Source organism: Agromyces protaetiae (genome assembly GCF_004135405.1).
Lineage (GTDB): Bacteria > Actinomycetota > Actinomycetes > Actinomycetales > Microbacteriaceae > Agromyces > Agromyces protaetiae.
Window position 1 is genome coordinate 2,503,926 of record NZ_CP035491.1, and the last position, 25,244, is coordinate 2,529,169.

The 25,244-nt window shown below is 69.4% G+C and carries 24 protein-coding genes and 1 pseudogene; 22 read left to right on the forward strand and 3 right to left on the reverse strand.

Features of this window, described 5'->3' with window-relative positions; genetic code table 11:
* Window positions 1-5 precede the first annotated feature (5 nt).
* From ET445_RS11650 to ET445_RS11680, 7 genes are all read left to right on the forward strand, one after another.
* Window positions 6-644 (forward strand): crossover junction endodeoxyribonuclease RuvC, encoded by a 639-nt coding sequence (locus ET445_RS11650; protein WP_129191448.1) that lies wholly within the window; start codon window positions 6-8, stop codon window positions 642-644.
* On the forward strand, window positions 641-1,285 hold the full coding sequence (ruvA, locus tag ET445_RS11655; RefSeq protein ID WP_129191449.1) for a Holliday junction branch migration protein RuvA: 645 nt from the start codon (window positions 641-643) through the stop codon (window positions 1,283-1,285). Before ET445_RS11650 ends, ruvA begins: the two co-directional genes overlap by 4 nt.
* Window positions 1,282-2,337: a Holliday junction branch migration DNA helicase RuvB gene (ruvB, locus tag ET445_RS11660; protein WP_129191450.1), complete on the forward strand. Its 1,056-nt coding sequence runs from the start codon at window positions 1,282-1,284 to the stop codon at window positions 2,335-2,337. The genes ruvA and ruvB overlap by 4 nt, the downstream gene beginning before the upstream one ends.
* A 67-nt stretch (window positions 2,338-2,404) precedes the next feature.
* Window positions 2,405-2,788, forward strand: coding sequence for a preprotein translocase subunit YajC (yajC, locus tag ET445_RS11665; RefSeq protein ID WP_129191451.1), 384 nt, complete (start codon window positions 2,405-2,407; stop codon window positions 2,786-2,788).
* Window positions 2,789-2,852: 64 nt separating this feature from the next.
* Window positions 2,853-4,568, forward strand: a complete 1,716-nt coding sequence (gene secD, locus ET445_RS11670; RefSeq protein ID WP_243695186.1) for a protein translocase subunit SecD — start codon at window positions 2,853-2,855, stop codon at window positions 4,566-4,568.
* The gene (gene secF / locus ET445_RS11675; RefSeq protein WP_129191452.1) at window positions 4,568-5,587 is read left to right on the forward strand and encodes a protein translocase subunit SecF; all 1,020 of its coding nucleotides are present in this window, start codon (window positions 4,568-4,570) and stop codon (window positions 5,585-5,587) included. Before secD ends, secF begins: the two co-directional genes overlap by 1 nt.
* Before the next feature lie 77 nt (window positions 5,588-5,664).
* Window positions 5,665-7,914, forward strand: coding sequence for a RelA/SpoT family protein (locus ET445_RS11680; protein ID WP_129191453.1), 2,250 nt, complete (start codon window positions 5,665-5,667; stop codon window positions 7,912-7,914).
* On the opposite strand, the gene ET445_RS11685 is transcribed toward ET445_RS11680, so the two are convergent.
* From ET445_RS11685 to ET445_RS11695, 3 genes are all read right to left on the reverse strand, one after another.
* On the reverse strand, window positions 7,903-8,499 hold the full coding sequence (locus tag ET445_RS11685) for a type IV toxin-antitoxin system AbiEi family antitoxin (RefSeq protein ID WP_129191454.1): 597 nt from the start codon (window positions 8,497-8,499) through the stop codon (window positions 7,903-7,905). The two genes, ET445_RS11680 and ET445_RS11685, sit on opposite strands and share 12 nt — an antisense overlap.
* Window positions 8,500-8,594: 95 nt before the next feature.
* Window positions 8,595-9,827, reverse strand: a complete 1,233-nt coding sequence (locus ET445_RS11690; RefSeq protein WP_129191455.1) for a DUF349 domain-containing protein — start codon at window positions 9,825-9,827, stop codon at window positions 8,595-8,597.
* A gap of 108 nt (window positions 9,828-9,935) precedes the next feature.
* Window positions 9,936-10,724, reverse strand: coding sequence for a peptidylprolyl isomerase (locus ET445_RS11695; protein ID WP_129191456.1), 789 nt, complete (start codon window positions 10,722-10,724; stop codon window positions 9,936-9,938).
* A gap of 104 nt (window positions 10,725-10,828) precedes the next feature.
* Here ET445_RS11695 and ET445_RS11700 point away from each other — a divergent pair, with 104 nt between their 5' ends.
* From ET445_RS11700 to ET445_RS11770, 15 genes and pseudogenes are all read left to right on the forward strand, one after another.
* Complete coding sequence (locus tag ET445_RS11700; RefSeq protein ID WP_129191457.1) at window positions 10,829-12,232, forward strand: replication-associated recombination protein A; 1,404 nt, start codon at window positions 10,829-10,831, stop codon at window positions 12,230-12,232.
* 195 nt (window positions 12,233-12,427) lie between these two features.
* Window positions 12,428-13,092 (forward strand): annotated as a pseudogene (gene rpsD / locus ET445_RS11705) (30S ribosomal protein S4).
* Window positions 13,093-13,218: 126 nt separating this feature from the next.
* Window positions 13,219-13,410: a hypothetical protein gene (locus ET445_RS11710; protein ID WP_129191458.1), complete on the forward strand. Its 192-nt coding sequence runs from the start codon at window positions 13,219-13,221 to the stop codon at window positions 13,408-13,410.
* 76 nt (window positions 13,411-13,486) lie between these two features.
* Window positions 13,487-16,144 (forward strand): alanine--tRNA ligase, encoded by a 2,658-nt coding sequence (alaS, locus tag ET445_RS11715; RefSeq protein WP_129191459.1) that lies wholly within the window; start codon window positions 13,487-13,489, stop codon window positions 16,142-16,144.
* Between the two features lie 2 nt (window positions 16,145-16,146).
* Complete coding sequence (gene ruvX / locus ET445_RS11720; protein ID WP_129191460.1) at window positions 16,147-16,632, forward strand: Holliday junction resolvase RuvX; 486 nt, start codon at window positions 16,147-16,149, stop codon at window positions 16,630-16,632.
* The gene (gene mltG, locus ET445_RS11725) at window positions 16,629-18,152 is read left to right on the forward strand and encodes an endolytic transglycosylase MltG (RefSeq protein ID WP_129191461.1); all 1,524 of its coding nucleotides are present in this window, start codon (window positions 16,629-16,631) and stop codon (window positions 18,150-18,152) included. Before ruvX ends, mltG begins: the two co-directional genes overlap by 4 nt.
* 4 nt (window positions 18,153-18,156) lie before the next feature.
* Window positions 18,157-19,005 carry a shikimate dehydrogenase gene (locus ET445_RS11730; RefSeq protein WP_129191462.1) on the forward strand — a complete coding sequence of 283 codons (849 nt, stop codon included), beginning with the start codon at window positions 18,157-18,159 and terminating at the stop codon, window positions 19,003-19,005.
* Window positions 19,006-19,068: 63 nt separating this feature from the next.
* Entirely contained in the window at window positions 19,069-20,280 is a 1,212-nt protein-coding gene (gene aroC / locus ET445_RS11735; protein WP_129191463.1) for a chorismate synthase, read from the forward strand.
* Window positions 20,273-20,824 carry a shikimate kinase gene (locus ET445_RS11740; RefSeq protein ID WP_243695187.1) on the forward strand — a complete coding sequence of 184 codons (552 nt, stop codon included), beginning with the start codon at window positions 20,273-20,275 and terminating at the stop codon, window positions 20,822-20,824. Before aroC ends, ET445_RS11740 begins: the two co-directional genes overlap by 8 nt.
* Window positions 20,821-21,966 carry a 3-dehydroquinate synthase gene (gene aroB / locus ET445_RS11745; RefSeq protein WP_129191464.1) on the forward strand — a complete coding sequence of 382 codons (1,146 nt, stop codon included), beginning with the start codon at window positions 20,821-20,823 and terminating at the stop codon, window positions 21,964-21,966. Before ET445_RS11740 ends, aroB begins: the two co-directional genes overlap by 4 nt.
* A gap of 43 nt (window positions 21,967-22,009) precedes the next feature.
* Entirely contained in the window at window positions 22,010-22,453 is a 444-nt protein-coding gene (locus ET445_RS11750) for a type II 3-dehydroquinate dehydratase (RefSeq protein WP_208008387.1), read from the forward strand.
* 77 nt (window positions 22,454-22,530) lie between these two features.
* Window positions 22,531-23,094: an elongation factor P gene (gene efp, locus ET445_RS11755; RefSeq protein ID WP_129191465.1), complete on the forward strand. Its 564-nt coding sequence runs from the start codon at window positions 22,531-22,533 to the stop codon at window positions 23,092-23,094.
* Window positions 23,094-23,507, forward strand: a complete 414-nt coding sequence (gene nusB / locus ET445_RS11760; protein WP_129191466.1) for a transcription antitermination factor NusB — start codon at window positions 23,094-23,096, stop codon at window positions 23,505-23,507. Before efp ends, nusB begins: the two co-directional genes overlap by 1 nt.
* Window positions 23,508-23,633: 126 nt before the next feature.
* Window positions 23,634-24,365 (forward strand): DsbA family protein, encoded by a 732-nt coding sequence (locus tag ET445_RS11765; protein ID WP_129191467.1) that lies wholly within the window; start codon window positions 23,634-23,636, stop codon window positions 24,363-24,365.
* 167 nt (window positions 24,366-24,532) lie between these two features.
* Window positions 24,533-25,060 carry a DoxX family membrane protein gene (locus ET445_RS11770; protein WP_129191468.1) on the forward strand — a complete coding sequence of 176 codons (528 nt, stop codon included), beginning with the start codon at window positions 24,533-24,535 and terminating at the stop codon, window positions 25,058-25,060.
* Window positions 25,061-25,244: the final 184 nt, after the last annotated feature.

Genomic DNA, 25,244 nt, shown 5'->3' on the forward strand with positions numbered 1-25,244 from the left:
TCGCCGTGCGTGTGCTCGGCGTCGACCCGGGCCTCACGCGCTGCGGTGTGGGCGTCGTCGACGTCGAGCCCGACCGGCGTGCGCGCCTCGTCGACGTCGTCGTGCTGCGGTCACCTGCCGATCTGTCGATCGAGAAGCGGCTCGCGCGCATCGCCGACGGACTCGAGGCGGTCTTCGACGAGCACCGTCCGCAGGCGGTCGCACTCGAGCGCGTCTTCGCACGGTCGGATGTCTCGACGATCATGGGAACCGCGCAGATCTCGGGCGTCGCGATGCTCATCGCGGCCCGCCGCGCACTCCCTGTCGCGCTGCACACGCCCAGTGAGGTGAAGGCCTCCATCACCGGGTACGGCCGCGCCGACAAGAAGCAGGTCGGGGCGATGGTCGCGCGGATCCTCGGTCTCGAGGAGGTTCCGAAGCCCGCGGATGCCGCGGACGCCCTCGCCCTCGCGATCTGCCACGCGTGGCGCACCGGGGGAGTCGCGGGCGAAGCGGCGCGAGAAGCGGCGCTCGGCGCGGCCGCGTCGGCGGCAGCGGGGAGAACTGCGGCGGATGTCTCGGACCTCACGCCTGCGCAGCGTGCATGGATCGCCGCCGAGCGCTCCGCGGCCGTGTCGGGGGCCGCCCGTAGGCTGAAGCCGTGATCTCCTCTCTTCGCGGCCGGGTGCTCCAGGCGGCCGGCGGTTCCGTCGTCCTCGAGGTCGGCGGAGTCGGCTTCCACGTCCATACGACCCCTGCGCTCGCCCTTGCGAGCCGTGTCGGCGAAGAGGCGGCGGTGCACACCTCGCTCATCGTGCGCGAAGACGCGCTCACCCTGTTCGGGTTCTCGACGCGAGACGAGCTCGACGTGTTCGAACTGCTCATCGGCGTCACAGGCGTCGGCCCGAAGTCAGCCCTCGGCGTGCTGTCCGCACTCTCGCCCGAGCAGGTGGCACTCGCGGTCGAGCACGACGACGATGCGGCGTTCCGCAAGGTGTCGGGCATCGGGCCGAAGACGGCGAAGCTCATCACGGTGTCGCTCGCGGGCAAGCTGCGCGCGGTCGTACCCGTGAACGTGGGAGGCGGCGCCGGCGCAAGTGTCGGGCTGCCGGTCGTGGCCGGTGGAGCGGCAGACCACGTGCTCGCCGCGCTCACCGGTCTCGGGTGGTCCGAGCGCGTCGCTGCCGAGGCCGTCGAGGCCACGGTGGCCGAGGCATCCGACGCCGACGCCGCGTCGGTGCCCGCGCTCCTCCGGCTCACGCTCTCGCGACTCGGGCCTGCGCAGCACGCCGGGAGGGCGCGTTGAGCGACGCCGACCTCGACCTCACCGATCCCGTCCTGCAGAACGAGGCCGAGCTCGCCTTCGAGGGTGCGCTCCGGCCGAAGAGCCTGCAGGAGTTCGTCGGACAGACGCGCGTTCGGGGGCAGCTACAGCTGCTTCTGACGGCGGCTGCCCTCCAGCAGCGCACGCCCGACCACATCCTGCTCGCCGGCCCGCCCGGGCTCGGCAAGACGACGCTCGCGATGATCGTCGCGCACGAGGGCGGCAGGCCGCTCCGCATGTCGAGCGGTCCGGCCATCCAGCACGCGGGCGACCTCGCGGCGATCCTCTCGTCGCTCGTGCCCGGCGAAGTGCTCTTCATCGACGAGATCCATCGCATGGCCCGCTCGGCGGAAGAGATGCTGTACCTCGCGATGGAAGACTTCCGCATCGACATCATGGTCGGCAAGGGCGCGGGTGCGACATCCGTACCACTCGATCTCGCGCCGTTCACGCTCGTCGGCGCGACGACTCGTGCAGGGCTCCTGCCCAATCCGTTGCGCGACCGGTTCGGGTTCACCGCGCACCTCGAGTTCTACGACGAGTCCGAGCTCGAACAGGTCCTCGCGCGCGCGGCAACCATGTTGGGCTTGCCGATCGACGGCGAGGCCCTTGCCGAGATCGCCGGCCGCTGCCGCGGCACTCCGCGCATCGCGAACCGCCTGCTGCGCCGCGTGCGCGACTACGCGCTCGTCCACGGCGGAGGCGCGAGCGTCGACGCCGTCCGCGCGGCGCTCGACCTCTACGACGTCGACGCGCTGGGGCTCGACCGACTCGACCGCGCGGTCATGGAGACGATCCTCACGCGCTTCGGCGGCGGCCCCGTGGGGCTCAACACGCTCGCCGTGTCGGTCGGTGAAGAGGCCGAGACGATCGAAGCCGTCGTCGAGCCGTTCCTCGTGCGCATCGGGCTTGTGACCCGCACGCCGCGGGGCCGAGTCGCGACGCCCGCGGCGTGGCGGCATTTCGGGCTGGTCGAGGGCGCCCGCGACGGTAGCGCGCATGGCGGAGCGACCCTCCCGATCGATGACCTATAATCCAAGAAGGCTTCGGCCGACCCCCCACGACTTCGTGCGTTGAACGCACTCGGAAGGTTGTCCTCTCATGGCATTCGGCCCCTTTGAAATCATCCTGCTCGTCGTTCTGGCGGCGCTGGTGTTCTTCATGTTCCGCAACTCGCGCAAGCGTCAGGCCGAGGCGCGTGAGCTGCAGGCCAAGGTGGTTCCGGGTGCGAAGGTCATGACCAATTTCGGGCTCTTCGGCACGATCGAGTCGATCGACGACGAAGAGAACCGCGTCGAGCTCGAGGTGGCTCCCGGCACGGTCGTGACGGTGCACCGCCAGACGGTCGCGCGAGTGATCGAGCCTGCGCTCGTGCCGGCCGTCGACGAGACCGCCGACGAGGTGGCGAGCGAGCCCGAGTTCGGCGAGCGCATCGACACGACTCCGACCGACGAGACGCCCGACACGAAGAAGTCGGAAGACTAAGAACCTCCCCCCAAGGCTCTGTTCGCGCGACGACGCGCGAACACCTGCAGAGAAAGCACACAACGTGGCTGCACCATCGAAGCGGTCGTCTCGACCGACGCCCGTACGCAAGGCCTGGCGGTCGCTGAGCTGGCTCGGCGTGATCATCGTCGGCTTGTTCGCGATCAACGCCGCGGGGGTGATCTGGGGAGACGCCTCGTGGACGCCGAAGCTCGCCCTCGACCTCGAAGGCGGCACTGAGATCGTCCTCGCCCCGCAACTCGAAGACGGGCAGACCGCGTCGCAGGAGCAGCTCGACCAGGCGGTCTCGATCATCCGGCAGCGCGTCGACGCTTCCGGCGTCGCCGAGCCCGAGATCAACACCGAGGGCGGCAACGTCGTCGTGCGGATCCCGGGCGAGCTCGATGACGAGACGCGTCAGCGCATCCAGTCGTCGGCGAAGCTTGAGCTCCGCCCCGTCCTGCTCGCATCGGGCGTGACGAGCGACGCCGCCATTTCGACCGAAGCGCCCGAGGAAGAGCTCTCGTCGACCCCGACGGTGCAGCCCACCGACGGCAGCGACCCGAACTGGGTGACGCCCGCGCTGCAGCAGCAGTTCGACACCTTCGACTGCTCGACCCTCGCCGATGCCGACGCGAATGTCGCGCCGGCCGCCGAGCCGCTCGTCACATGCGATGCGACCGGCTCGATCAAGTACCTGCTCGGCCCCGTCGAGGTGAGCGGCGAGAACATCGTCGACGCCACGAACGGCATGGTGCAGACCTCGACCGGCGGCAACACCGGCCAGTGGTCGGTCAACATCGTCTTCGACGAGACGGGTACCAAGGCCTTCACCCAGGTCAGCACGCGACTCTTCGGCCTCAAAGACCAGGCACCGCGCGACCAGTTCGCGTTCGTCCTCGACGGCGCCGTGCTCTCGGCGCCCTCGATGAACGCCGTCATCTCCGACGGCCGCCCGCAGATCACCGGCAACTTCGACCAGGCGTCGTCCAAGGCCCTCGCCGATCAACTCAAGTTCGGCGCGCTGCCGATCAGCTTCACGGTCGAGTCGTCGAACACGATCTCGCCGACGCTCGGCAGCTCGCAGCTGCAGGCCGGTCTGATCGCCGGCATCATCGGCCTCATCCTGGTCGTGATCTACACGATCTTCCAGTACCGCGCGCTCGCATCGGTCACGATCGCCTCGCTCATCATCGCCGGCATCATCACCTACCTGATGCTCACGATCCTGTCGTGGCGCGAGGGATACCGTCTCTCGCTCGCCGGCATCGCGGGCGTCATCGTCGCGATCGGCTTCACAGCCGACTCGTTCATCGTCTACTTCGAGCGAGTCCGTGACGAACTCCGCGATGGCAGGCCGCTCGTGGGCGCCGTCGAGGCCGGTTGGAAGCGAGCGCTCCGCACGGTCCTCGCATCGAAGGGCGTGAACCTGCTCGCTGCGGTCGTGCTCTTCATCCTCGCAGTGGGCAGCGTCAAGGGCTTCGCCTACACGCTCGGTCTCACGACGATCATCGACGTCGTCATCGTGATCCTCTTCACGCACCCGATGCTCCAACTGCTCGCGCAGACGCGCTTCTTCTCGAGCGGCCACTCGTGGTCGGGTCTCGACCCGAACGCACTCGGCGCCGTGTACCGCGGTCGCGCCGAGTTCCGCAAGCCCACGGCCGTCCCGGCCAAGAAGGCCGCCGGAAGCGCGAAGGAGGCGCAGAAGCGCCAGACGATCGCCGAACGTAAAGCCGCCGCCGTCGGTGCCGGCACTGACGAGGGCAAGGAGTCCTGATGGCAAGCCGACTCACTACGTTCGGGAACGATCTCTACACGGGCAAGCGTTCATTCAACTTCGTCGGCGGTCGCCGCAAGTGGTACGCGATCGCGATCGCCCTCATCGTCGTCGTCATTGCGATCCCGCTCGTCCGGGGTGTGAACTTCAGCATCGAGTTCCGCGGCGGGTCGCAGTTCCAGATCGCGAACGTCGCCGACGCGCAGACTGAGCCTGCCATCGATGCGGTGCACTCCGTCGTCTCGGACACCGAGGTCAAGGTCGCGATCGTCGGCGAGTCCGGCGTGCGCGTGCAGACCGACCAGCTCGAGCCCGCCCAATCGCTCGAAGTCAGCAAGGCGCTGGCCGAGGCATATGACGTGCCCGTGAGCGAGGTCACATCGACCTTCATCGGTCCGAGCTGGGGCGCCGACGTCACCCGTCAGGCGATCGTCGGCCTCATCGCCTTCGTGTTGTTGTCGGCCCTCGTGATGGCGCTGTACTTCCGTACGTGGAAGATGTCGCTCGCCGCGATCATCGCGCTCATCGGCGACCTCATCGTCACCCTCGGCATCTACGTGTCGGTCGGTTTCGAGATCTCGCCGGCAGCCATGATCGGTGTGCTGACGATCCTCTCGTACTCGCTCTACGACACCGTCGTGGTCTTCGACAAGATCCGCGAGAACACCGCCGCCGATGGAGAAGAGTCCCGTCGCACGTTCGCCGAATCGGTCAACCTCGCGGTGAACCAGACGCTCGTCCGATCGATCAACACGAGCGTCGTGGCGGCGCTCCCGGTCGCGGCGATCCTCTTCATCGGCGCCGGGGCGCTCGGTGCGGACACCCTGCGGGACATCTCGCTCGCGCTCCTCATCGGCATCCTCGTCGGCACGTGGTCGACCGTCTTCATCGCCGCGCCACTGTACTCCCAGCTGCGTGAGCGCGAGCCGAAGATCCGTCGCCACGGCGACAAGGTGCTCAAGGAGCGAGCGCGGGCGGCCGGTTCGACGGCGCCCGCGCCCGAGGTCGCCGCGGTCTGACGTTCGCCATGGGCATGTGCGCCGAGCGGGCTTCGAGCCGTTGAACCGGCGATAATCGAAGTCTGGAGGTGACGCGCATGACCGAGACCGGAGTCAATCAGACGGCTTCGCTGCGTCGGCTCGTGCCGCGCATCTTCTCGAAGGCTCAGCCGAACGGTGCGGTAGAGACGCTCTACCGCACCGTTCGGATGCATCATCCGAAGGCCGACATGGCGCTCATCGAGCGCGCCTACCAGATCGCCGACCGGGCGCACGAGGGGCAGAAGCGCAAGAGCGGCGAGCCGTACATCACGCACCCGATCGCGGTCGCGCAGATCCTCGCCGACCTCGGCATCGGGTCGAAGACGATCGCGGCGGCGCTCCTCCACGACACCGTCGAAGACACGGCCTACACGCTCGACCAGTGTCGCGCCGACTTCGGCGACGAGATTGCGATGCTCGTCGACGGTGTCACCAAGCTCGACAAGGTCAAGTACGGCGATTCGACGCAGGCCGAGACCGTCCGCAAGATGATCGTCGCGATGTCGAAAGACATCCGCGTGCTCATCATCAAGCTCGCCGACCGCTTGCACAACGCACGCACGTGGGGGTTCGTTCCGACCGAGTCGGCGACGCGCAAGGCGACCGAGACCCTCGAGATCTACGCGCCGCTCGCGCACCGACTCGGCATTCAGACGATCAAGTGGGAACTCGAAGACCTCTCGTTCGCGGTGCTGTACCCGAAGATCTACGCCGAGATCGAGAGCCTCGTGAAGCAGCGCACGCCGCAGCGCGAGGAGTTCGTCCAGAACGTCATCGATCTCGTGACCGACGACCTCAAGCTCGCTCGCATCCGCGGCAAGGTCATGGGCCGGCCGAAGCAGTACTACTCGATCTACCAGAAGATGATCGTGCGCGGCCGCGAGTTCGACGAGATCTACGACCTCACCGGCATCCGCGTGCTCGTGAATTCGGTTCGCGACTGCTACGCCGTGCTCGGTTCGATCCACGCTCGGTGGACGCCGGTGCCCGGGCGGTTCAAGGACTACATCGCCACCCCGAAGTTCAACCTCTACCAATCGCTCCATACGACCGTCATCGGCCCGAATGGTCGGGCCGTCGAGATCCAGATCCGTACCCACGACATGCACCAGCGTGCCGAGTACGGTGTCGCGGCCCACTGGAAGTACAAAGAGCGCATGAACGGCACTCGGACCGACGAGAAGCCTCCCGCCAACGAGACCGACATGGCGTGGCTCGCGCACATCTCGGACTGGCAGGCCGAGACGAGCGACCCGGGGGAGTTCCTCGACTCGCTGCGCTTCGAGATCGGTGCGAAAGAGGTCTACGTCTTCACCCCGAAGGGGCGGGTCATCGGCCTGCCGGCGGGGGCGACGCCGGTCGACTTCGCGTACGCCGTGCACACCGAGGTCGGTCACCGCACAATGGGTGCGAAGGTCAACGGCCGGCTCGTGCCGCTCGAGTCGGCGCTCAACAGCGGCGACGTCGTCGAGGTGTTCACCTCGAAGAATCCCGATTCGGGGCCGAGCAAAGACTGGCTGACGTTCGTCAAGAGCCCGCGCGCCCGCAACAAGATCCGCCAGTGGTTCACGAAAGAGCGCCGCGACGAGGCGATCGAACAGGGCAGGGATTCGATCGCGCGCGCGATGCGCAAGCGCAACCTGCCGCTGCAGAAGCTCATGAGCCAGGACTCGTTCGCCGCCGTCGCCGCGCAGTTCCACTACGACGACGTGTCGGCACTGTACGCGGCGGTGGGCGAAGGCCACGTCTCCACGCAATCGGTGCTCGAGAAGGTGCTCGCACTCGTGAGCGACGTCGATGAGAGCGACGAGCCCGACATCCCGATCTCGCGCCCTCGTACCGTCGCCCGGACGAGCGACTCGGGTGTGCTCGTGCGCGGAGCGCCCGACATCCTCGTCAAGCTGGCCCGGTGCTGTACGCCCGTGCCGGGCGACGAGATCGTCGGCTTCATCACGCGAGGTTCGGGCGTCTCGGTGCACCAGGCGAAGTGCCACAACGTTCAGTCGCTCCTGCGTGAGCCCGACCGCATGATCGAGGTCGAGTGGGCGCCGAGTTCGAAGAGCGTCTTCCTCGTGCAGATCCAGATCGAGGCACTCGACCGTGCCGGCCTGCTCTCGGACGTCACGCGGGTGCTCAGCGAGCACCATGTGAACATCCTCTCGGCGAACGTCTCGACGTCCACCGACCGGCTCGCGCTCAGCCGATTCGTCTTCGAGATGGGCGACACGACCCACCTCGACCGCGTGCTGAACGCCGTCCGCCGGATCGACGCCGTGTACGACGTCTACCGCGTCTCAGACGGCTGAGCGACGACCCGCAGTCGGCATGGCAACCGTCTCCGACGGCAGTCGTTTCGCCGTGGCATCCAGACGCTCGAGCACGCGACGCTTGTAGGCGAGCCGCTCCCATTCGTCTATGCGAGTGCGGAGCCTGCCCCAGAGGGTCGGCGACGCCGCGCACAGTACGTGCAGCGCATTGAGCACGTCATCGTCGTCAGCGGCGAGGTCACGAGCGATCTCGATCGCGGTTCGCTCGTAGGAGAGGCATCGCACTCCGCCGATCACGACGATGTCGGGGTCGTGGAGCACGACCTGGCGGATGCGGCGGGTGCCGGGGCGTGTGGTGCCGCGGGCGTCGATCGGGACGCAGAACTCGTGCGCCGCGGGCGGGAGGTCGCTCGCGCCGTGCACCCATGCTGCCGACCACCGGTCGAGAATGACGCCCGCGGGCGCTTCGTGCGCCGCGAGCTGTGCACGGAGCGGCGGAAGATCGGGTTCGTCGATGGGGACGAATGCACCGAAGAGCTGCACGACATCGCCGTCGAGACGCGCTGCGTAGAGTTCGGCGAGAGGAAGGTCGTCGGTGCCGAGCACCGAAGGAAGACGGGCCATGCGCCCATCGTGCTGGGTCGACGGCCGGCCGAGAACGCGAACGGGTCAGGTTGTGGACAACCTGACCCGTTCGAGCGTGGTGGGGGAGCGGTCGATCAGCCGCCGACGGCCTTGAGCCACGCGCGACGGGCGTCGAGCGCCTCCTTCGCGGCTGCGACGGCCTTCTTGTCGCCGGATGCCTCGGCAGCGGCGAGTTCGGCCTCGAGCTTGGCGATCGCGTCTTGAAGCTGACCGAGCATGCCCTCGGAGCGGGCCTTCTTCTCGGGGTCTTCGCGCTGCCAACGTTCGTCTTCGAGCGAGCGGACGTGCTGCTCGATCTTCCGGAGGCGGTCTTCGACGGTGCGGACCTGGTCGCGGGGCACGCGTCCGATCTCGTCCCACTGGCGCTGGATCTTGCCGAGCGTGTTGCGAGCGGCGGCCGGGTCGGTGGCTTGGAGGAGCGGCTCGGCTTCGGTCAGCAGCGCGAGCTTCTGCTCGAGATTACCCCGGTACTCTTCGTCGTCGCGCGCGTCGACCTCGGCCTTGGCCTGGAAGAGCACGTCGCCCGCGGCCTTGAACTTGGCCCAGAGCGCATCGTCGAGCTTCTTGCCGGCGCGACCGGCGAGCTTCCATTCGTCGAGGAGGGAGCGGTAGTCGGCGACGCCGTCGGCGCCGCGTGAGGCGAGTGCCTCGGCGCGATCGATGAGGGCCTGCTTGCGCGACCGGACGTCGCGATGGGCGGCGTCGAGTTCGGCGAAGAACGCTTTGCGGTGCTGCTCGATCGTCGAGCGCGCTGCACGGAATCGCTTCCACAGCTCGTTCGCGTCGTTCTTCGGCAGTCGAGGACCGTCTTGCTGGTGACGCTGCCACCGCTCGAAGAGCGCGTCGAGCTGACCCGAGGTCTGCTTCCATTGCGTCTTCGCGGGGTCTTGCGCGGCGAGTTGCTCGGCCGCGACGACGATCTCGGTGCGCTCGGCGACCGCGGCTTCGAGGGCGGCCTTCTGCTCGGCCTGCTGCTGCTCGGTGAGTTCCTTCGTGGTGCCCGACAGTGCTTCGAGGCGCTTGGCGAGCGAGTCGAGGTCGCCGACGGCGTTGGCCGTCGCAACCGACTCCCGAAGGTGGGCCACGGCCTTGGCGACGTCTGCCGCGGGGGCGCCACGGCGCACGCGCTGCTCGAGAAGGCCGACCTGGCCTGCGAGGTCTGCGAACTTGCGCTCGAAGTACGCGAGGGCCTCTTCGGGCGTGCCGTCGGGGTACTGCCCGACCTCACGCTCGCCGTCGCTGGTGCGGACGAAGACGGCGCCCGTCTCGTCGACGCGGCCCCACGGTTCCTGCACTGATTCGGTCACGGCCTCACCCTGTCGTGTTCGGATGCCGCCACACGGACGGCGCACTCGTGCCGCCCATCGGGCGGCGGACTCTCACAGCCTATTGCAACGCTCGCACGCGTTCGGCGGTCACTCGAGCGTGAAGCCCGTGATCGTCGTCGGAACGTTGGGCGCCCCGTCGCCGCCTGCGGCCGAGGTGCCTTGGCTCGCGATCTCGGAGACGAGGGCGTCGAGGCCGCTCGTCACGTGGCCGAGGACCGTGTACCCGCCCCCGTCGGTCGGCAGCGTGGTGTCTTCGTAGACGATGAAGAACTGGCTGCCGTGGCTGTACTGGCTCGTGCTGCGCGCCATGGCGATGGTGCCGGCCGGGTAGAGGCCGTCGGCGGGCGCGTTCTCGACGGGGCCGTACGAGAAGCCCGGCCCGCCCGTCCCGTCGCCGGCGGGGTCGCCGCACTGGAGCACGAAGATACCCGTCGTCGTGAGGCGGTGGCACGAGATCCCGTCGTAGAAGCCCGAGTTCGCGAGGCTGATGGTCGACGAGACGGCCTGCGGGGCCGCGGCCCCATCGAGCTCGACGCCGAGGGCGACAGAGTCGTTGAGCGTGAGCGTTCCCGTCCAGGTGCGGCCCTCGGCGATGTCGGCCGACGGGACGTCGCCCTGGTTCTGGTCCTCGGGCGCGGTGGGCTCGGGAGTCGCGGTCGGAGTGGGCGTCGGGGCCGCCTCGGTCGTGCCCGGTCCGCCGTTGAAGTAGGCGAGCTGCGCGCCGGTCGCGAGAGCGAGCACGACGACGAGGGCACCGCCCGCGATGACGTTGTCGCGCACGCGTCGGCTGTTCTTGCGGCGGTGCACCTCCTGGCGGGCCTGGTAGGTGCGCAGGCGCGCACGTTCCTCACGGGCCTGACGGTCGTTCTGTGCCACGCTGCTCCTTCTCGAAGTCCTGCGACCGAATGCTACGCATGGGCGAGCGGCCTGGGCAATTCGGCGGGCGTTCGATGTCGGATGCCGCGACTACGCTTCTTCACATGGTGGAGTCAGGTCCGGGGCTGCGCTCCGGCGCGACCCCGCTCGCGGTGCGCATGCGTCCGACGACCCTCGACGAGGTCGCGGGGCAGAGGCACCTCCTCGCGCCCGGTTCGCCGCTGCGCGCGCTCGCGGGCGATCGCACGGGCCGCACGGGCTCGGTATCGGTCATCCTGTGGGGGCCGCCGGGCACCGGCAAGACGACGATCGCACAGGCGATCGCGCGGTCGTCCGGGCGCAAGTTCGTCGAGCTGTCCGCTGTCACGGCGGGCGTCCGAGACGTCCGCCAGGTGATGGAAGAGGCGCAGACCTCGCGCGATCTCTACGGGCTCTCGACAGTGTTGTTCCTCGACGAGATCCACCGGTTCACGAAGGCGCAGCAGGACGCGCTCCTCCCAGGAGTCGAGAACGGCTGGGTCATCCTCGTCGCCGCCACGACCGAGAACCCGTCGTTCTCCGTCATCTCGCCGCTCCTCTCGCGTTCGCTGCTCCTGACGCTCGAGACCCTCGACGACGACGACCTCGGCATGCTCGTCGACCGCGCCGTGGACGACCCGCGGGGACTCGGGGGCCGGTTCGTCCTCGAGCCCGACGCGCGCGCGGCGATCGTGCGGCTCGCGTCGGGCGACGCGCGCCGCGCGCTCACGGCGCTCGAGGCGGCTTCCGTGTCGGCGGCGAGCGAGCAAGCCGCCGCCGCCGCCGGCGAGAGCGACGACGGCGAAGACGAGGGCGAAGACAGCGAAGCGAAGACGGTGGATGTCTCGAAGCCCGTGATCTCCGCAGAACTGGTCGCCCGCGCGGTCGACCGGGCGCTCCTGCGATACGACCGGCAGGGCGACGAGCACTACGACGTCATCAGCGCGTTCATCAAGTCGGTGCGCGGCAGCGATGTCGATGCCGCACTGCACTACCTCGCGCGCATGATCGAGGCGGGCGAAGATCCGCGGTTCATCGCTCGGCGCATCATCGTCTCGGCGTCAGAAGACATCGGCATGGCCGATCCGCAGGCGCTCGTCATCGCGGTCGCAGCGGCCGACGCGGTGCAGTACATCGGCATGCCCGAAGGGCGCATCCCGCTCGCGCAGGCCGTCGTGCATCTCGCGACCGCACCGAAGTCCAACGCCGCCTACCTCGGCATCGACCAGGCGATCGCGGACGTGCGGGCGGGCAAGGCCGGCCGGGTGCCGAAGCATCTGCGCGACGCGCACTATCCGGGCGCGAAGCGCCTCGGGCACGGCAAGGGCTACAAGTACCCCCACGACGAGCCGATCGGCGTCTCGACCCAGCAGTACCTGCCCGACGGGCTCAGGGGCGCCGAGTACTATCGGCCGACCGAGCACGGCAACGAGCGCGAGGTCGGCTCGAGGCTCGGCAAGATCCGCAAGATCCTGCGCGGGGAGCGCTGAGCAGCGTGTCACCGCGAGGTTCCGGATGCCTCGGGGCCGGGCGCTGCTCCGAACTGGGTCGGTGGAGGCATCCGTGATAGCATCTTCTCTGGCCTGAAGCCGGAATTTCGCGTGCGGCTGCGCGACTTCCCTCGGCGAACGGGTGCGACCTGTAGCCGGTCGACCCATGGCGAACCCCTCTGACATTCCTCCGGCATGTCCGGAGCATCCCGTTTGAGAATTTCCGAAAGGACCCACGTGTCGAATCGCGCACGCAGCAAGACCCGCCTCTCGCGGTCGCTGGGCATCGCCCTGACCCGAAGGCCGCCCGCATCCTCGAGAAGCGCCCCTACGCTCCCGGTGAGCACGGCCGCACCAAGCGCAAGCAGGACAGCGACTACGCCGTCCGTCTGCGCGAGAAGCAGCGTCTCCGGGCCCAGTACGGCATCCGCGAGAAGCAGCTCCGCATCGCCTACAACGAGGCCAAGCGCACCGACGGCCAGACGGGTGAGAACCTCGTCGAGCTCCTCGAGATGCGTCTCGACGCCCTCGTGCTCCGTGCCGGCTTCGCCCGCACGATCGCGCAGGCCCGCCAGTTCGTCGTGCACCGTCACATCCTCGTCGACGGCAAGATCGTCGACCGCCCCTCGTTCCGCGTGAAGCCGGGCCAGACCATCGGCGTCAAGCAGCGTTCCGAGGGCACCGAGCCCTTCCAGGTCGCCGCGGCCGGCGGTCACGTCGACGTGCTCCCCAAGACCCCGGGTTACCTCGAGGTCTCGCTCGACCAGCTCCAGGCGACCCTCGCGCGTCGCCCGAAGCGCGCCGAGGTGCCCGTCACGTGTGACGTGCAGCTCGTCGTCGAGTACTACGCCGCTCGCTGACCCTCGGGTCTTCGAAGGAGGGGCCGCGGGGGATACCCGCGGCCCCTTCGTCATCCCACCACCAATAGACTTGTCGGAGGCATCCGGGCGCAAAGCGCCGGGAGCACACGATCAGGGAGCATCCGAGTGAAGAGCATTCTGTGGTTCGCCGCGGGCATCGCCGCCGGTTTCGTCGTCGCGCACCAGATCAACCGCACCGAGCCCGGGCGCGAGTTCTTCGCCCAGGTCGATGCGAAGGCGCGCGCGTTCGGCCAGGCGATCGCCGAGGGCTACCACGAGCGCGACGCCGAACTCCGGGCCGCCGAGTCCGCGAACTGAGCGACCCCGGGGCATCCCACCGCATTTCGCTGCCCGACCCGACGGGCCGCCGAACCACACGAATCAGAACGGAACCATGCAGACTGCCGAGATCAGCCGTCGCTACATCGACTACTTCGCCGAGCGCGGTCACACCGTCGTGCCGTCGGCGTCGCTCGTCACCGACGACCCGACCCTGCTCTTCACCGTGGCCGGCATGGTGCCCTTCGTCCCCTACCTCACGGGTGTCGTCCCGGCGCCGTTCCCGCGTGCCGTCGACGTGCAGAAGTGCATCCGCACGAACGACATCGAAGAGGTCGGCAAGACGGCCCGCCACGGCACGTTCTTCCAGATGCTCGGCAACTGGTCCTTCGGCGACTACTTCAAAGAGGGCGCGATCGAGTACGCGTGGGAGCTCCTGACCAAGTCCGAGGCCGACGGCGGACTCGGCTTCGCCGAGCGCGACCTGTGGGTCACCGTCTACGAGACCGACGACGAGGCCGCGGCGCTGTGGCAGAAGATCGCGGGCCTGCCCGCCGACCGCATCCAGCGCATGGGCAAGTCCGACAACTACTGGCACACGGGCCAGCCCGGCCCCGGCGGCCCCTGCTCCGAGATCTACTTCGACCGCGGTCCGAAGTACGGCCAGGAGGGCGGGCCGGCGGTCGACGACAACCGGTTCACCGAGATCTGGAACCTCGTCTTCATGCAGGAGCTCATCAACAACGTCACGTCGAAGGTCGACTTCGACGTCGTCGGGCCGCTCCCGAAGAAGAACATCGACACGGGCATGGGCCTGGAGCGCGTCGCGTTCATCAAGCAGGGCGTCGAGAACATGTACGAGACCGACCAGGTGCGCCCGGTCCTCGACCGTGCCTCCGAACTCTCGGGCCGCCGCTACGGCGCCGACCACGGCGACGATGTGCGCATGCGCATCATCGCCGACCACATCCGCTCGTCGCTCATGCTCATGAGCGACGGCGTCACGCCGTCGAACGAGGGCCGCGGATACATCCTGCGCCGCCTGCTGCGTCGCTCGATCCGTGCGATGCGCCTCCTCGGCGTCGAGGGCCCGACCTTCACCGACCTCTTCGCCGCGTCGCGCGACGCCATGAAGTCGGCCTACCCCGAGGTCGAGCACGACTACAGCCGTATCTCGCAGCTCGCGCTCGGCGAAGAAGAGACCTTCCTCCGCACGCTCGCGGGCGGCACGACGATCCTCGACCTCGCGGTCTCCAAGACCAAGGAGTCGGGCAAGTCCGAGCTTGCGGGCGACACCGCGTTCCTCCTGCACGACACCTACGGCTTCCCGATCGAGCTCACGCTCGAGATGGCCGAAGAGGCGGGCATCGCGGTCGACCGGGGAGCGTTCGACACGCTCATGTCCGAGCAGCGCGCGCGTGCGAAGGCCGACGCGAAGTCGAAGAAGAAGGTCCTCGCCGACCTCTCGGTCTACGGCGAGTATCGCGCCAAGGGCGAGACGGTCTTCACGGGCTACACCGACCTCCAGACCGACTCGTCGGTGCTCGGCATCCTCGTCGACGGCGTGCCCGCGCAGAAGGCGGTCGCCGGCCAGACCGCCGAGGTCATCCTCGCTGAGACGAGCCTCTACGCCGAGTCGGGCGGCCAGGCCCCCGACCAGGGCAAGATCGTCGGCGACGGGTACGAGCTCGAAGTGCTCGACGTGCAGAAGCCCGTCAAGGGCCTCATCAGCCACACCGTGAAGGTCACGCGCGGGGAGGTCGGCGTGGGCGTGCCCGCGACGACGCTCGTCGATGAGGACTACCGTCGCGGCGCGACGCAGGCGCACTCGGGCACGCACATCGTGCACGCGGCCCTCCGCGAGGTGCTCGGCCCGAACGCCCACCAGTCGGGCTCGTTCAACAAGGCCGGCTACCTCCGCCTCGACTACGGCTGGAACCAGGCGCTCTCGCCCGAGACCCGCAGCGAGATCGAGGAGATCTCGAACAACGCGATCCGTCAGAACCTCGAAGTCGTCACGCGCGAACTGCCGCTCGACGAGGCCAAGGCGCTCGGCGCCATGGCGCTCTTCGGTGAGAAGTACGGCGACGTGGTGCGCGTCGTCGACATCGGCGGCCCCTGGTCGCGCGAGCTCTGCGCGGGCACGCACGTGTCGACGAGCGCCGAGATCGGCATGATCAACATCGTCGGCGAGTCGTCGGTCGGCGCATCGAACCGCCGCGTCGAGTCGCTCGTCGGCATCGAGGCGTTCCGGCAGTTCGCGGCCGAGCGCGCGCTCGTCCAGGAGCTCACGCAGAACCTCAAGACGCGCCCCGACCAGCTCGTCGATCGCATCGGCGAGCTCGTGCAGAACCTGAAGACGGCCGAGAAGAAGATCGCGTCGTACGAGCAGAAGGCCCTGAGCGACCGCGTGCCCGCGCTCGCGGCGAAGGCCGTTCGCTCGGGCGATGTGCTCGTCGTGGCCGAGTCGGTCGGCCCGCTCGGCTCGGGCGACGAGCTCCGCTCGCTCGCGACCTCCGTGCGCGGTCAGCTCGGCGACGCCGCGTCGGTCGTGGCACTCGCGGCCGAGGTCGGCGGCAAGCCGATCGCGATCGTCGCGACGTCGGCTGCGGCGCGCGACACGGGTGCGAACGCGGGCGCGCTCGCGAAGCGCATGGCGGGCGTGCTCGGCGGCGGAGGCGGCGGCAAGCCCGACCTCGCGCAGGGCGGCGGCAACGACGTGGCGGCCATCCCGGCGGCGCTCGAGGCCGTGCGGGCAGAGCTCGGGCACTGATCATGCGTTCCGGTGTCCGGCTCGGCGTCGACGTCGGTCGGGCGCGGGTCGGCATAGCCCGGAGCGACTCGGGTGCGATCCTCGCGGTTCCCGTCGAGACCGTCGCACGCAGCGCCGAAGGCGATGACGACATCCGTCGCATCCTCGCGATCGCCGACGAGTACGACGCGTTCGAGTTCGTCGTGGGACATCCGCTCTCGCTGTCGGGGGCGGCGACGCCCTCGACCGACGACGCCGTCGCCTTCGCGGGTCGACTCGCGGCCGCTGCGGGGGAGCAGCGACCCGTTCGCCTGGTCGACGAGCGCATGTCGACCGTGACGGCGCAGCAGCACCTCCGTGCCGCCGGGAAGAAGGCTCGCCAGCAACGTCCCATTGTCGATCAAGCCGCAGCCGTTATCATTCTGCAACATGCACTCGACGCCGAACGTGCGTCGGGTGCCGCACCCGGACGGGTGCTCACCCCCGACGAAGGGTCCCCATCCCTGTGACTCAGTTCCCCTCTGAGCCCCGCGAACCGCAGGACGACCGAGCGACCTCCGACTGGCACGCGCTGCTGAACGGCGATCTCCGTCGCCGTGCGACCGCGACGCAGACCGGTCCGACCGCGGCCGTGCAGCCGTTGCCGGAGGCGCCGCAGTCCGGCATGCCCGGCGTCGTGCCTGCGGGCGCGCCCACGGCGTCCACGACCGGACCCTCGGGCCAGCCGATGACCCGGCGCGAGATGCGCGAGGCCGAGCAGCGGCGCCAGGCCGAAGCCGAGGCCGCCGAGGCGCTCGCGAATGCCTCCACGGGCATCCAGGCACCATCGCCCGACGAGGCGCCCATCGTGCATCCCGAGCTCGCGTCGCTCGTCTCGCCCGAAACGGGGCCGGTCGACCCCGCGCGGCCGAGCCGCGCCGATCGGCGCGCGGCCGCGTCATCCGTCTACGACCCGCACGAACCCGAGAAGCCGCACAAGCGTCGTGGACCCTGGGGCTGTCTCATCGGCCTGCTCGTCGTCGCAGCGCTCGTCGCGGGCGCGTTCTTCTTCCTCCAGGGGCCGATCGCGTCGATCATGGCGAAGTTCGAGCCCACGCCCGACTACACGGGCCAGGGGACGGGTGAGGTGCTCTTCCAGGTGCACGAGGGCGACAGCGGCGGCACGATCGGCGAGCGGCTCGTCGCCGACGATGTCGTCAAGTCCGAGAAGGCATTCCTCGAGGCGATCGACGCATCGCCGACAGAGGCGGTCTTCTACCCGGGCGTCTTCAAGCTCGCGTCGCAGATGAGCGCGAAGTCGGCGCTCGCGGCGCTCCTCGACGACTCGAACCGCATGGAGAACACGGTCCTGCTCCGCGAGGGCATCTGGGCGAAGAACGCCCTGGCCGAGGCATCCGCAGCGCTCAGCATTCCGCTCGAAGACCTGCAGGCGGCCGCCTCGAACCCGCAGGCGCTCGGGCTCCCTGCGGGGGCGACGAGCGTCGAGGGCTTCCTCTTCCCGGCGACCTACACGTTCAACCCGGGTGTGACCGCGCAAGAGGTCGTGCAGACGATGATCGATCGCTCGCTGCAGGAATTCGACGCCGCGGGCGTCGCCCCCGACGACCGGCTGCGGGTCGCGACGATCGCCTCGCTCGTCGAGCGCGAAGGGCTGCCGCAGGACTTCGGCAAGGTGTCGCGCGTCATCCAGAACCGCCTCGACCAGGGGATGCTCCTGCAGTTCGACTCGACCGTGCACTACGGCATCGGCGACGACTCGGTCGTCACGACGACCGACGCCGAGCGTGCCGACGAATCGAACCCGTACAACACGTACGTGCACGCGGGACTCCCGCCGGGGCCGATCGGCAACCCGGGTGCCGCGGCCATCGCGGCTGCACTGAACCCCGAAGCGGGCGACTGGCTGTACTTCGTGACCGTCGACCCGTCGACGGGCGAGACGGTGTTCACGAACAACATCGACGACCACGAGGCGGCCGCCGAGCGCTTCTACCAGTGGCTCGAAGACCACCCCGACTACGGCAACTGAGCCGATGACGTTCCCCGACCCGCGCGTGCCGCGGAACCTCGCCGTGCTCGGCTCGCCGATCGCGCACTCGAAGAGTCCGCGGCTGCACGCGGCCGCTTACGCCGTTCTCGGACTGCCGTGGCGGTACACCGCGATGGAAGCGGTCGGCGCCGATCTGCCCAGGCTCATCGACGGTCTGGATGCCTCGTGGCGCGGCCTTTCGCTCACGATGCCGCTCAAGGTCGACGTCATCCCGCTCGTCGACGAACTCGATCGCGTCGCAGCCCTCACCGGCGCGGTCAACACCGTGCGGTTCACCGACGACGGTCGGCGCCTCGGCTTCAACACCGACGTCGACGGGCTCGCCCGGGCACTCGGCGAGGCCGGCCGCGGTTCCGTCGGCAGGGGAGCACTCGTAGGCGGCGGCGCCACCGCGGCCTCGGCGCTCGTCGCGCTCGCAGACCTCGGCGCGCGCTCGGTCGACGTGTACGTGCGCACGCCCGCACGGGCGGACTCCCTCGTCGATCTCGGGCGGGAGTGCGGCACGGTCGTCGAGGTGCATCCGCTGGAGGGGCTCGTGACTGCGCGCCCGGTCGACGTGGTCGTCGGCGCCCTCGCGGGCGGAGCGGTGATCGACGTCGAGGCATCCGAGGAGATCCGCCGTGAGTCGCTGCTCTTCGAGGTCGCCTACGATCCGTGGCCGTCGGCGCTCGTGCGCTCGTGGCGCGAGGCGGGCGGCGAGGTCGTCCACGGGCTCGGGATGCTCCTGCACCAAGCGCTTCTGCAGGTCCGCATCTTCGTGCTGGGGGATCCGTTCGAGGAGCTTCCCGACGAGGCATCCGTGCTCGCGGCCATGCGCGCGGCGATCGCGTAGCGCGCCGTGACCGCCCGACGTCACGCGTCGGGCGAGCTTCCCACGCTGTGGAAGGATGGAACCATGCTTCGTTGGCTCACTGCCGGTGAGTCGCACGGCCCCGAACTGGTCGCGATCATCGAGGGTCTCCCCGCCGGCATCCCCGTCTCGCTCGACGCCGTGCGCGCCGATCTCGCACGCCGCAAACTCGGCTACGGCCGCGGTGCGCGCATGAAGTTCGAGCAAGACGAACTCGACTTCTCGGGCGGTGTCCGCCACGGTCTCACGATGGGCGGCCCGGTCGCCCTGCGCGTCGGCAACACCGAATGGCCCAAGTGGGAAGAGGTGATGAGCCCCGAGCCCATCGACCCCGCGAAGCTCGGTCGTGGGCGCGGCGCACTCCTCACCCGGCCCCGCCCGGGTCACGCCGACCTCGTGGGCATGCAGAAGTACGACTTCGACGAGGCGCGGCCTGTGCTCGAGCGCGCGAGCGCGCGCGAGACCGCGGCACGCGTCGCCCTCGGTGCCGTCGCACGGGCGTTCCTCGGCGAGCTCGGCATCCGCCTCGTCGCCCACACGCTCTCGATCGGCCCCGTCCGCGTGCCCGAAGGTTCGCCGCTGCCGACGCCCGACGACGTCGACCGACTCGACGCCGATCCGCTGCGCTGCTTCGACGAGGCCACGTCGGCGCTCATGGTCGCCGAGATCGACGACGCACACAAGACCGGCGACACCCTCGGAGGCGTCGTCGAGGTGCTCGCCTACGGCCTGCCGCCGGGGCTCGGGTCGTACGTCCACTGGGACCGCCGCCTCGATGCGCAGCTGGCGGGCGCGCTCATGGGCATCCAGGCGATCAAGGGCGTCGAAGTCGGCGACGGCTTCCTCACGACGACTCGCCGCGGGTCACAGGCGCACGACGAACTGCACTTGGCCGACGGGCAGATCGTGCGCACCAGCGATCGTGCGGGCGGTACCGAGGGCGGCATGTCGACGGGCACGGTGCTCCGCGTCCGCGCGGGCATGAAGCCCATCGCCACCGTGCCGCACTCGCTCCCGACGGTCGACGTCGCCACGGGCGAGCCCGCAGCCGCGCACCACCAGCGCTCCGATGTGTGCGCGGTGCCCGCCGCGGGCGTCGTCGCCGAGGCGATGGTCGCGCTCGTGCTCGCGAACTCGGTGCTCGAGAAGTTCGGCGGCGACTCGATCGGCGAGACCCGTCGCAACCTCGAGTCTTACCTCGCCGCGATCCCTGAGGCGCTTCGCACGGCGGGCACGGCCGACGTCGACCGTGTCTGAGACGCGGCGCGACCAGGTACCCGGCGCGGTCCGCCCCGCACGCACCGTCGTGCTCATCGGGCCGATGGGCGCAGGCAAGTCGCGGATCGGGCACCGACTCGCGTCCGAACTCGGCCTGCCGTTCGTCGACACCGACCAGCGGATCGTCGCCGGCCACGGCCCGATCCCCGAGATCTTCGCGCGCGACGGCGAGCACGAATTCCGGCGGATCGAGCGCGAGGCGGTCGCCGCGGCGATCCGCGAGCAGGCCGTGGTGGCGCTCGGCGGCGGGGCCGTCCTGCACCCCGACACGCGAACCGACCTCGAGACGCTGCAGGCCGTCACGGTCGTGCTTCTGCGTGTGGATGCCGACGCGGTCGAAGCCCGGCTCGCGGGAGGCGGCAGGCCGCTGCTCGAGCAGGGCGGCATCGAGCGCTGGACGCAGATCCTCGCCGAACGCGAGCCCGTGTACACGGCACTCGCCGACATCGACGTCGACACCTCGCGCCGCCCGGTCGCGCGGATCGTCGAGGACATCACCGGGCGGTTGGGAGCATCCGAATGAGCGAGGACGCGACGAACGAGGCGCGGGCAGGGTCGAGCCGACTCACGGTCGAAGGCGAGGGCGCGTCCTCCCGCACCGTCATCCGGGTCGGCTCCGAGACATCCGGCTACGACGTCGTCATCGGCCGCGGCGTCGTCGGCGAACTCGGCGACGCGCTCGGCGACGGCGCACGCAAGGTGCTGCTCGTGCACCCGCCGACGCTCGGCGCGAAGGCGACGGCGATCCGCGAGGCGCTCGTCGACCGCTTCGAGGTGATCCTCGCCGAGATCCCCGACGCCGAGGCGGGCAAGCGCGTCGAGGTCGCGGCGTTCTGCTGGCAGATCCTCGGCCAGGCCGACTTCACACGCACCGACGCGATCGTCGGCCTCGGCGGGGGAGCGGCGACCGACGTCGCGGGATTCGTCGCCGCGACGTGGCTCCGCGGAGTGCGCATCGTGCAGGTGCCGACGACGGTGCTCGGCATGGTCGACGCGGCCGTCGGCGGCAAGACCGGCATCAACACGAACGAGGGCAAGAACCTCGTCGGGGCGTTCCACGAGCCCGCCGCAGTGCTGTGCGACCTCGAACTGCTCGACACCCTCCCGAAGAACGAGATCCTCGCCGGCTTCGCCGAGGTCGCGAAAGCGGGGTTCATCCGCTACCCCGAGATCCTCGACCTCATCGAGGCCGACGTCGACGTCGTGACCGACCCGCAGACGCCCGAGTTCCGGCGCGCGATCGAGCTCGCGATCCTCATGAAAGCAGAGGTCGTCTCCGAGGACTTCAAAGAGGCGGGCCTGCGCGAGATCCTGAACTACGGGCACACGCTCGGGCACGCCGTCGAACACGCCGAGCGCTACCAGTGGCGTCACGGCGCCGCGATCGGCGTCGGGATGGCGTTCGTCGCCGAGCTCGCGCGGCTCTCGGGGCGGCTCTCCGACGAGGTCGCCGACCGCCACAAGCGCGTGCTCGACCTGCTGAGCCTGCCGACCAGCTACCCGGCGGGCCGCTGGAACACCCTCCTCGCGACGATGCAGCGCGACAAGAAGGCGCGCGCGGGGCAGTTGCGCTTCATCGTGCTCGACGACCTCGCGAAGCCCACGGTCATGCACGCGCCCGACACGTCGCTGCTCTTCGCCGCGTACCAAGAGATCGCCTCGTGAGCGGCGACGGACGTGTCGGATGCCTCGCCGCTAGGCTTTCCGCGTGACCACGACGATCCTCGTCCTCAACGGACCGAACCTCGGCAGGCTGGGCTCGCGTGAGCCCGAGGTGTACGGGAGCGACACGCTCGCCGACATCGGCGCGAAGCTCGAGGCATCCGTGCCCGACGACGTCGTGATCGACCTGCGCCAGACCGACGACGAAGGCGTGCTCATCGGCTGGATCCACGAGGCCGTCGACCGGGGCACGCCCGTCGTGCTCAACCCGGCCGCGTTCACGCACTACAGCTACGGGCTCCGCGACGCTGCGGCGCTCCTGAAGCAAGCCGGCATCCCGCTCGTCGAAGTGCACCTCTCGAACCCGCACACGCGTGAGACGTTCCGCCACACGAGCGTGATCTCGGGGGTGGCTTCCGGTGTCATCGCGGGCTTCGGAGCCGAGTCGTACCGCCTCGCGATCGACTGGCTTCTGCGTCCTCACGGCTGAGTCGACTACACTCGATCAGTCGCACGCCCTCCGGCGTGCCCGCACGCTTGCACCTCCAACGAACGGAATACCCCTTCATGGCATCGACCGCAGACATCAAGAACGGCGTCGTCCTCAGCATCGACGGACAGCTCTGGAGCGTCATCGAGTTCCAGCACGTCAAGCCGGGCAAGGGCGGTGCGTTCGTCCGCACGAAGCTCAAGAACGTCGTCTCGGGCAAGGTCGTCGACCGCACGTACAACGCCGGCGCGAAGATCGACATCGAGAACGTCGACCGCCGCGACTTCACCTACCTGTACAACGACGGCGACGGCTTCGTCTTCATGGACGCGACCGACTACGACCAGATCACCGTCCCCGCGGCCACCGTCGGCGACGCCGCGAACTTCATGCTCGAGAACCAGCAGGTCACGATCGCCCTCAACAACGGCAACCCGCTCTACGTCGACCTCCCCGCGTCGGTCGTGCTCGAGATCACGTACACCGAGCCGGGCCTGCAGGGCGACCGCTCGACGGGCGGCACGAAGCCCGCGACCGTCGAGACCGGCTACGAGATCCAGGTGCCGCTCTTCCTCGAGACCGGCACGAAGGTCAAGGTCGACACCCGCACGGGCGACTACCTCGGCCGCGTGAACGACTAGTGAGCGCCCGCACGAAGGCGCGCAAGCGCGCCCTCGACATGCTGTACTCGGCAGACATGCGCCAGGTGCCCGTGGCACAGGTGCTCGTCGCCGAGGCCGAGCGTGCCGCGGGCGAGCCCGAGCGCCAGGCGTCTTGGCTCTATGCGCGCGAGATCGTCGACGGCATCGTCGACCACGCAGAAGAGATCGACGAGCTCATCTCGACGCATGCGCGCGGGTGGACGCTCGAGCGCATGCCCGCGGTCGACCGCGCCCTGCTCCGTATCGGCGCGTGGGAGATCCTCTACAACGACGAGGTGCCCGACCCGGTCGCGATCTCCGAGGCCGTCGAGGCGGCCACGGTGCTCTCCACCGAAGACTCGGCAGGGTTCGTCAACGGGCTCCTCGCGGCGATCTCGCACTCGAAGGGCTGAGTCCCTCCGCTCTCACGCAGTTCTCGAACGGCGGCTCGACCTCACGGTCGGGCCGCCGTTTCGCGTTCGCGACCGCTCGCGTGCGCTCGACCCGTCGAGGTAGCCTCGTGTGCAGGGGGTCGGGCGATGATGCGCAAGTGGGGACGATCGATCACGGCGGCGGGAGTTCTCGTCGCGGCACTGGTGCTCGCAGGCTGTGCAAGCGGCGGGGACACCAGCGGCGGCGGGAACGGCGGCGGCGCGACGCAGACCGTCGCACCCGGCGACCTGCCCACGGGCGTCGAAGGCGCCGCGCACTTCGACGACTTCGCGCTCGTCGTGGGCGACGGCGACATCGACGTGCGCCTGTGGTTCGATCCGCGCTGCCCCGTCTGCGGGCACTTCGAGGAGGCCGCGGGCGAGCGGATCGCGGCGCTCGTCGACGACGGCACGATCACCTACTCACTCCACCCGATGAACTTCCTCGACCGTGCTTCGCAGGGCACCCGCTACTCGTCGCGCGCCGGATCGGCGCTCACCTGCGTCGCCGTCGAACAGCCCGAACTCGTGCTCGACTCGCTCAAGGCGATCTACGACGCCATCCCGCCCGAGGGGACCGCGGGGCTGGAGAACGCCGAGATCACGAGCGTGCTCGTGGACGGCGGAGTCGACGCGGGCATCGGCGACTGCGTCGACGCCGAGACGTATACGGCGTGGGTCCAGGCGTCCAACGACGCCGCGCTCGCGGGCATCGAAGGAGCCGACATCTCGGCGATCCAGGGCACGCCGACGCTCATCGTGAACGGGACCGCGTACCGCGGCGACGTGATCGACACCGAGGCGATCGTCGCGTTCATCACGTCGGGCGGGCAGAGCTGAGGCAGTCGCCCGTTTCTCGGTGCGCGCCCTGAGTGAGATCGAGCGCATGCACTGAGCGAGGTTGCGCGCCCACACCGATGCCGGGTCACCGGCGGGGCGGTTCACTGATCTCGGTGCCGATGCGGCGCCCGAAATCCACCATCTCCCCGCTCTGGAAGGAGCCTGCCATGTCCTCTGTCCCCGCCGCTCCCGGCATCCAACCGGTCGGCCTTCCGCCGGTCCCCGCCGTCACGTTCGGCATCTTCGACCGGCTCCGTGCCGCAGAGGCCGGACTCAAGACGTTCCTCGAGAAGTGGAGCGTCGGCGCACTGCGCGTCTCGCTCGGCCTCGTGTTCGTCGTGTTCGGCGCCCTCAAATTCATCCCGGGCGCGAGCCCGCTCGAGTCGCTCGTCGAGCAGACGTGGGGCGTGCTGACGTTCGGCATCGTCGGCGGGCAGCTCGCGCTCATCCTGACGGCGATCATCGAGACGACCGCGGGCGTGCTGCTCGTCTCGGGCAAGTTCGCCCGCGTCGGCCTCGTCGTCCTCGCACTCGCGTTCGTCGGGATCCTCTCGCCGATCGCGTTCTTCCCGGGAGAGCTCTTCACCGAGACCGGTCCGACACTCCTCGGCCAGTACATCGTGAAGAACGTCGTGCTCATCGCCGCGGCGCTCGTCGTCGCCTCGAAGGTGCTCCGCGGGCCTGCGCGCCGGTGAACCCCGGTCGGCGGCTTCACGAAGGGGCAGTATGCGCACGAAGCATCCTGCCCCTTCTGCGCGCTCGGTCGCGCGGTGCGGATGTCCCGAGGTGCGCCGGATGCCTCGCGGGCGCGCCGTACGCACGGCGAAGCGCCGGGTCATCCGCTGATAGGCTTGAGCGAATCGACCACCTTTAAGGGCG

Excerpts from the sequence above, each read along its gene's own strand:
- ET445_RS11685 (WP_129191454.1), bottom strand. The coding sequence starts at position 8,499 with ATGGCCCGTCTTCCTTCGGTGCTCGGCACCGACGACCTTCCTCTCGCC.
- ET445_RS11700 (WP_129191457.1), top strand. The coding sequence starts at position 10,829 with ATGGTGGAGTCAGGTCCGGGGCTGCGCTCCGGCGCGACCCCGCTCGCG.
- secF (WP_129191452.1), top strand. The coding sequence starts at position 4,568 with ATGGCAAGCCGACTCACTACGTTCGGGAACGATCTCTACACGGGCAAG.
- yajC (WP_129191451.1), top strand. The coding sequence starts at position 2,405 with ATGGCATTCGGCCCCTTTGAAATCATCCTGCTCGTCGTTCTGGCGGCG.
- aroB (WP_129191464.1), top strand. The coding sequence starts at position 20,821 with ATGAGCGAGGACGCGACGAACGAGGCGCGGGCAGGGTCGAGCCGACTC.
- ET445_RS11765 (WP_129191467.1), top strand. The coding sequence starts at position 23,634 with ATGATGCGCAAGTGGGGACGATCGATCACGGCGGCGGGAGTTCTCGTC.
- ruvX (WP_129191460.1), top strand. The coding sequence starts at position 16,147 with ATGCGTTCCGGTGTCCGGCTCGGCGTCGACGTCGGTCGGGCGCGGGTC.
- efp (WP_129191465.1), top strand. The coding sequence starts at position 22,531 with ATGGCATCGACCGCAGACATCAAGAACGGCGTCGTCCTCAGCATCGAC.
- ET445_RS11680 (WP_129191453.1), top strand. The coding sequence starts at position 5,665 with ATGACCGAGACCGGAGTCAATCAGACGGCTTCGCTGCGTCGGCTCGTG.
- ET445_RS11730 (WP_129191462.1), top strand. The coding sequence starts at position 18,157 with ATGACGTTCCCCGACCCGCGCGTGCCGCGGAACCTCGCCGTGCTCGGC.
- alaS (WP_129191459.1), top strand. The coding sequence starts at position 13,487 with ATGCAGACTGCCGAGATCAGCCGTCGCTACATCGACTACTTCGCCGAG.
- ET445_RS11770 (WP_129191468.1), top strand. The coding sequence starts at position 24,533 with ATGTCCTCTGTCCCCGCCGCTCCCGGCATCCAACCGGTCGGCCTTCCG.
- aroC (WP_129191463.1), top strand. The coding sequence starts at position 19,069 with ATGCTTCGTTGGCTCACTGCCGGTGAGTCGCACGGCCCCGAACTGGTC.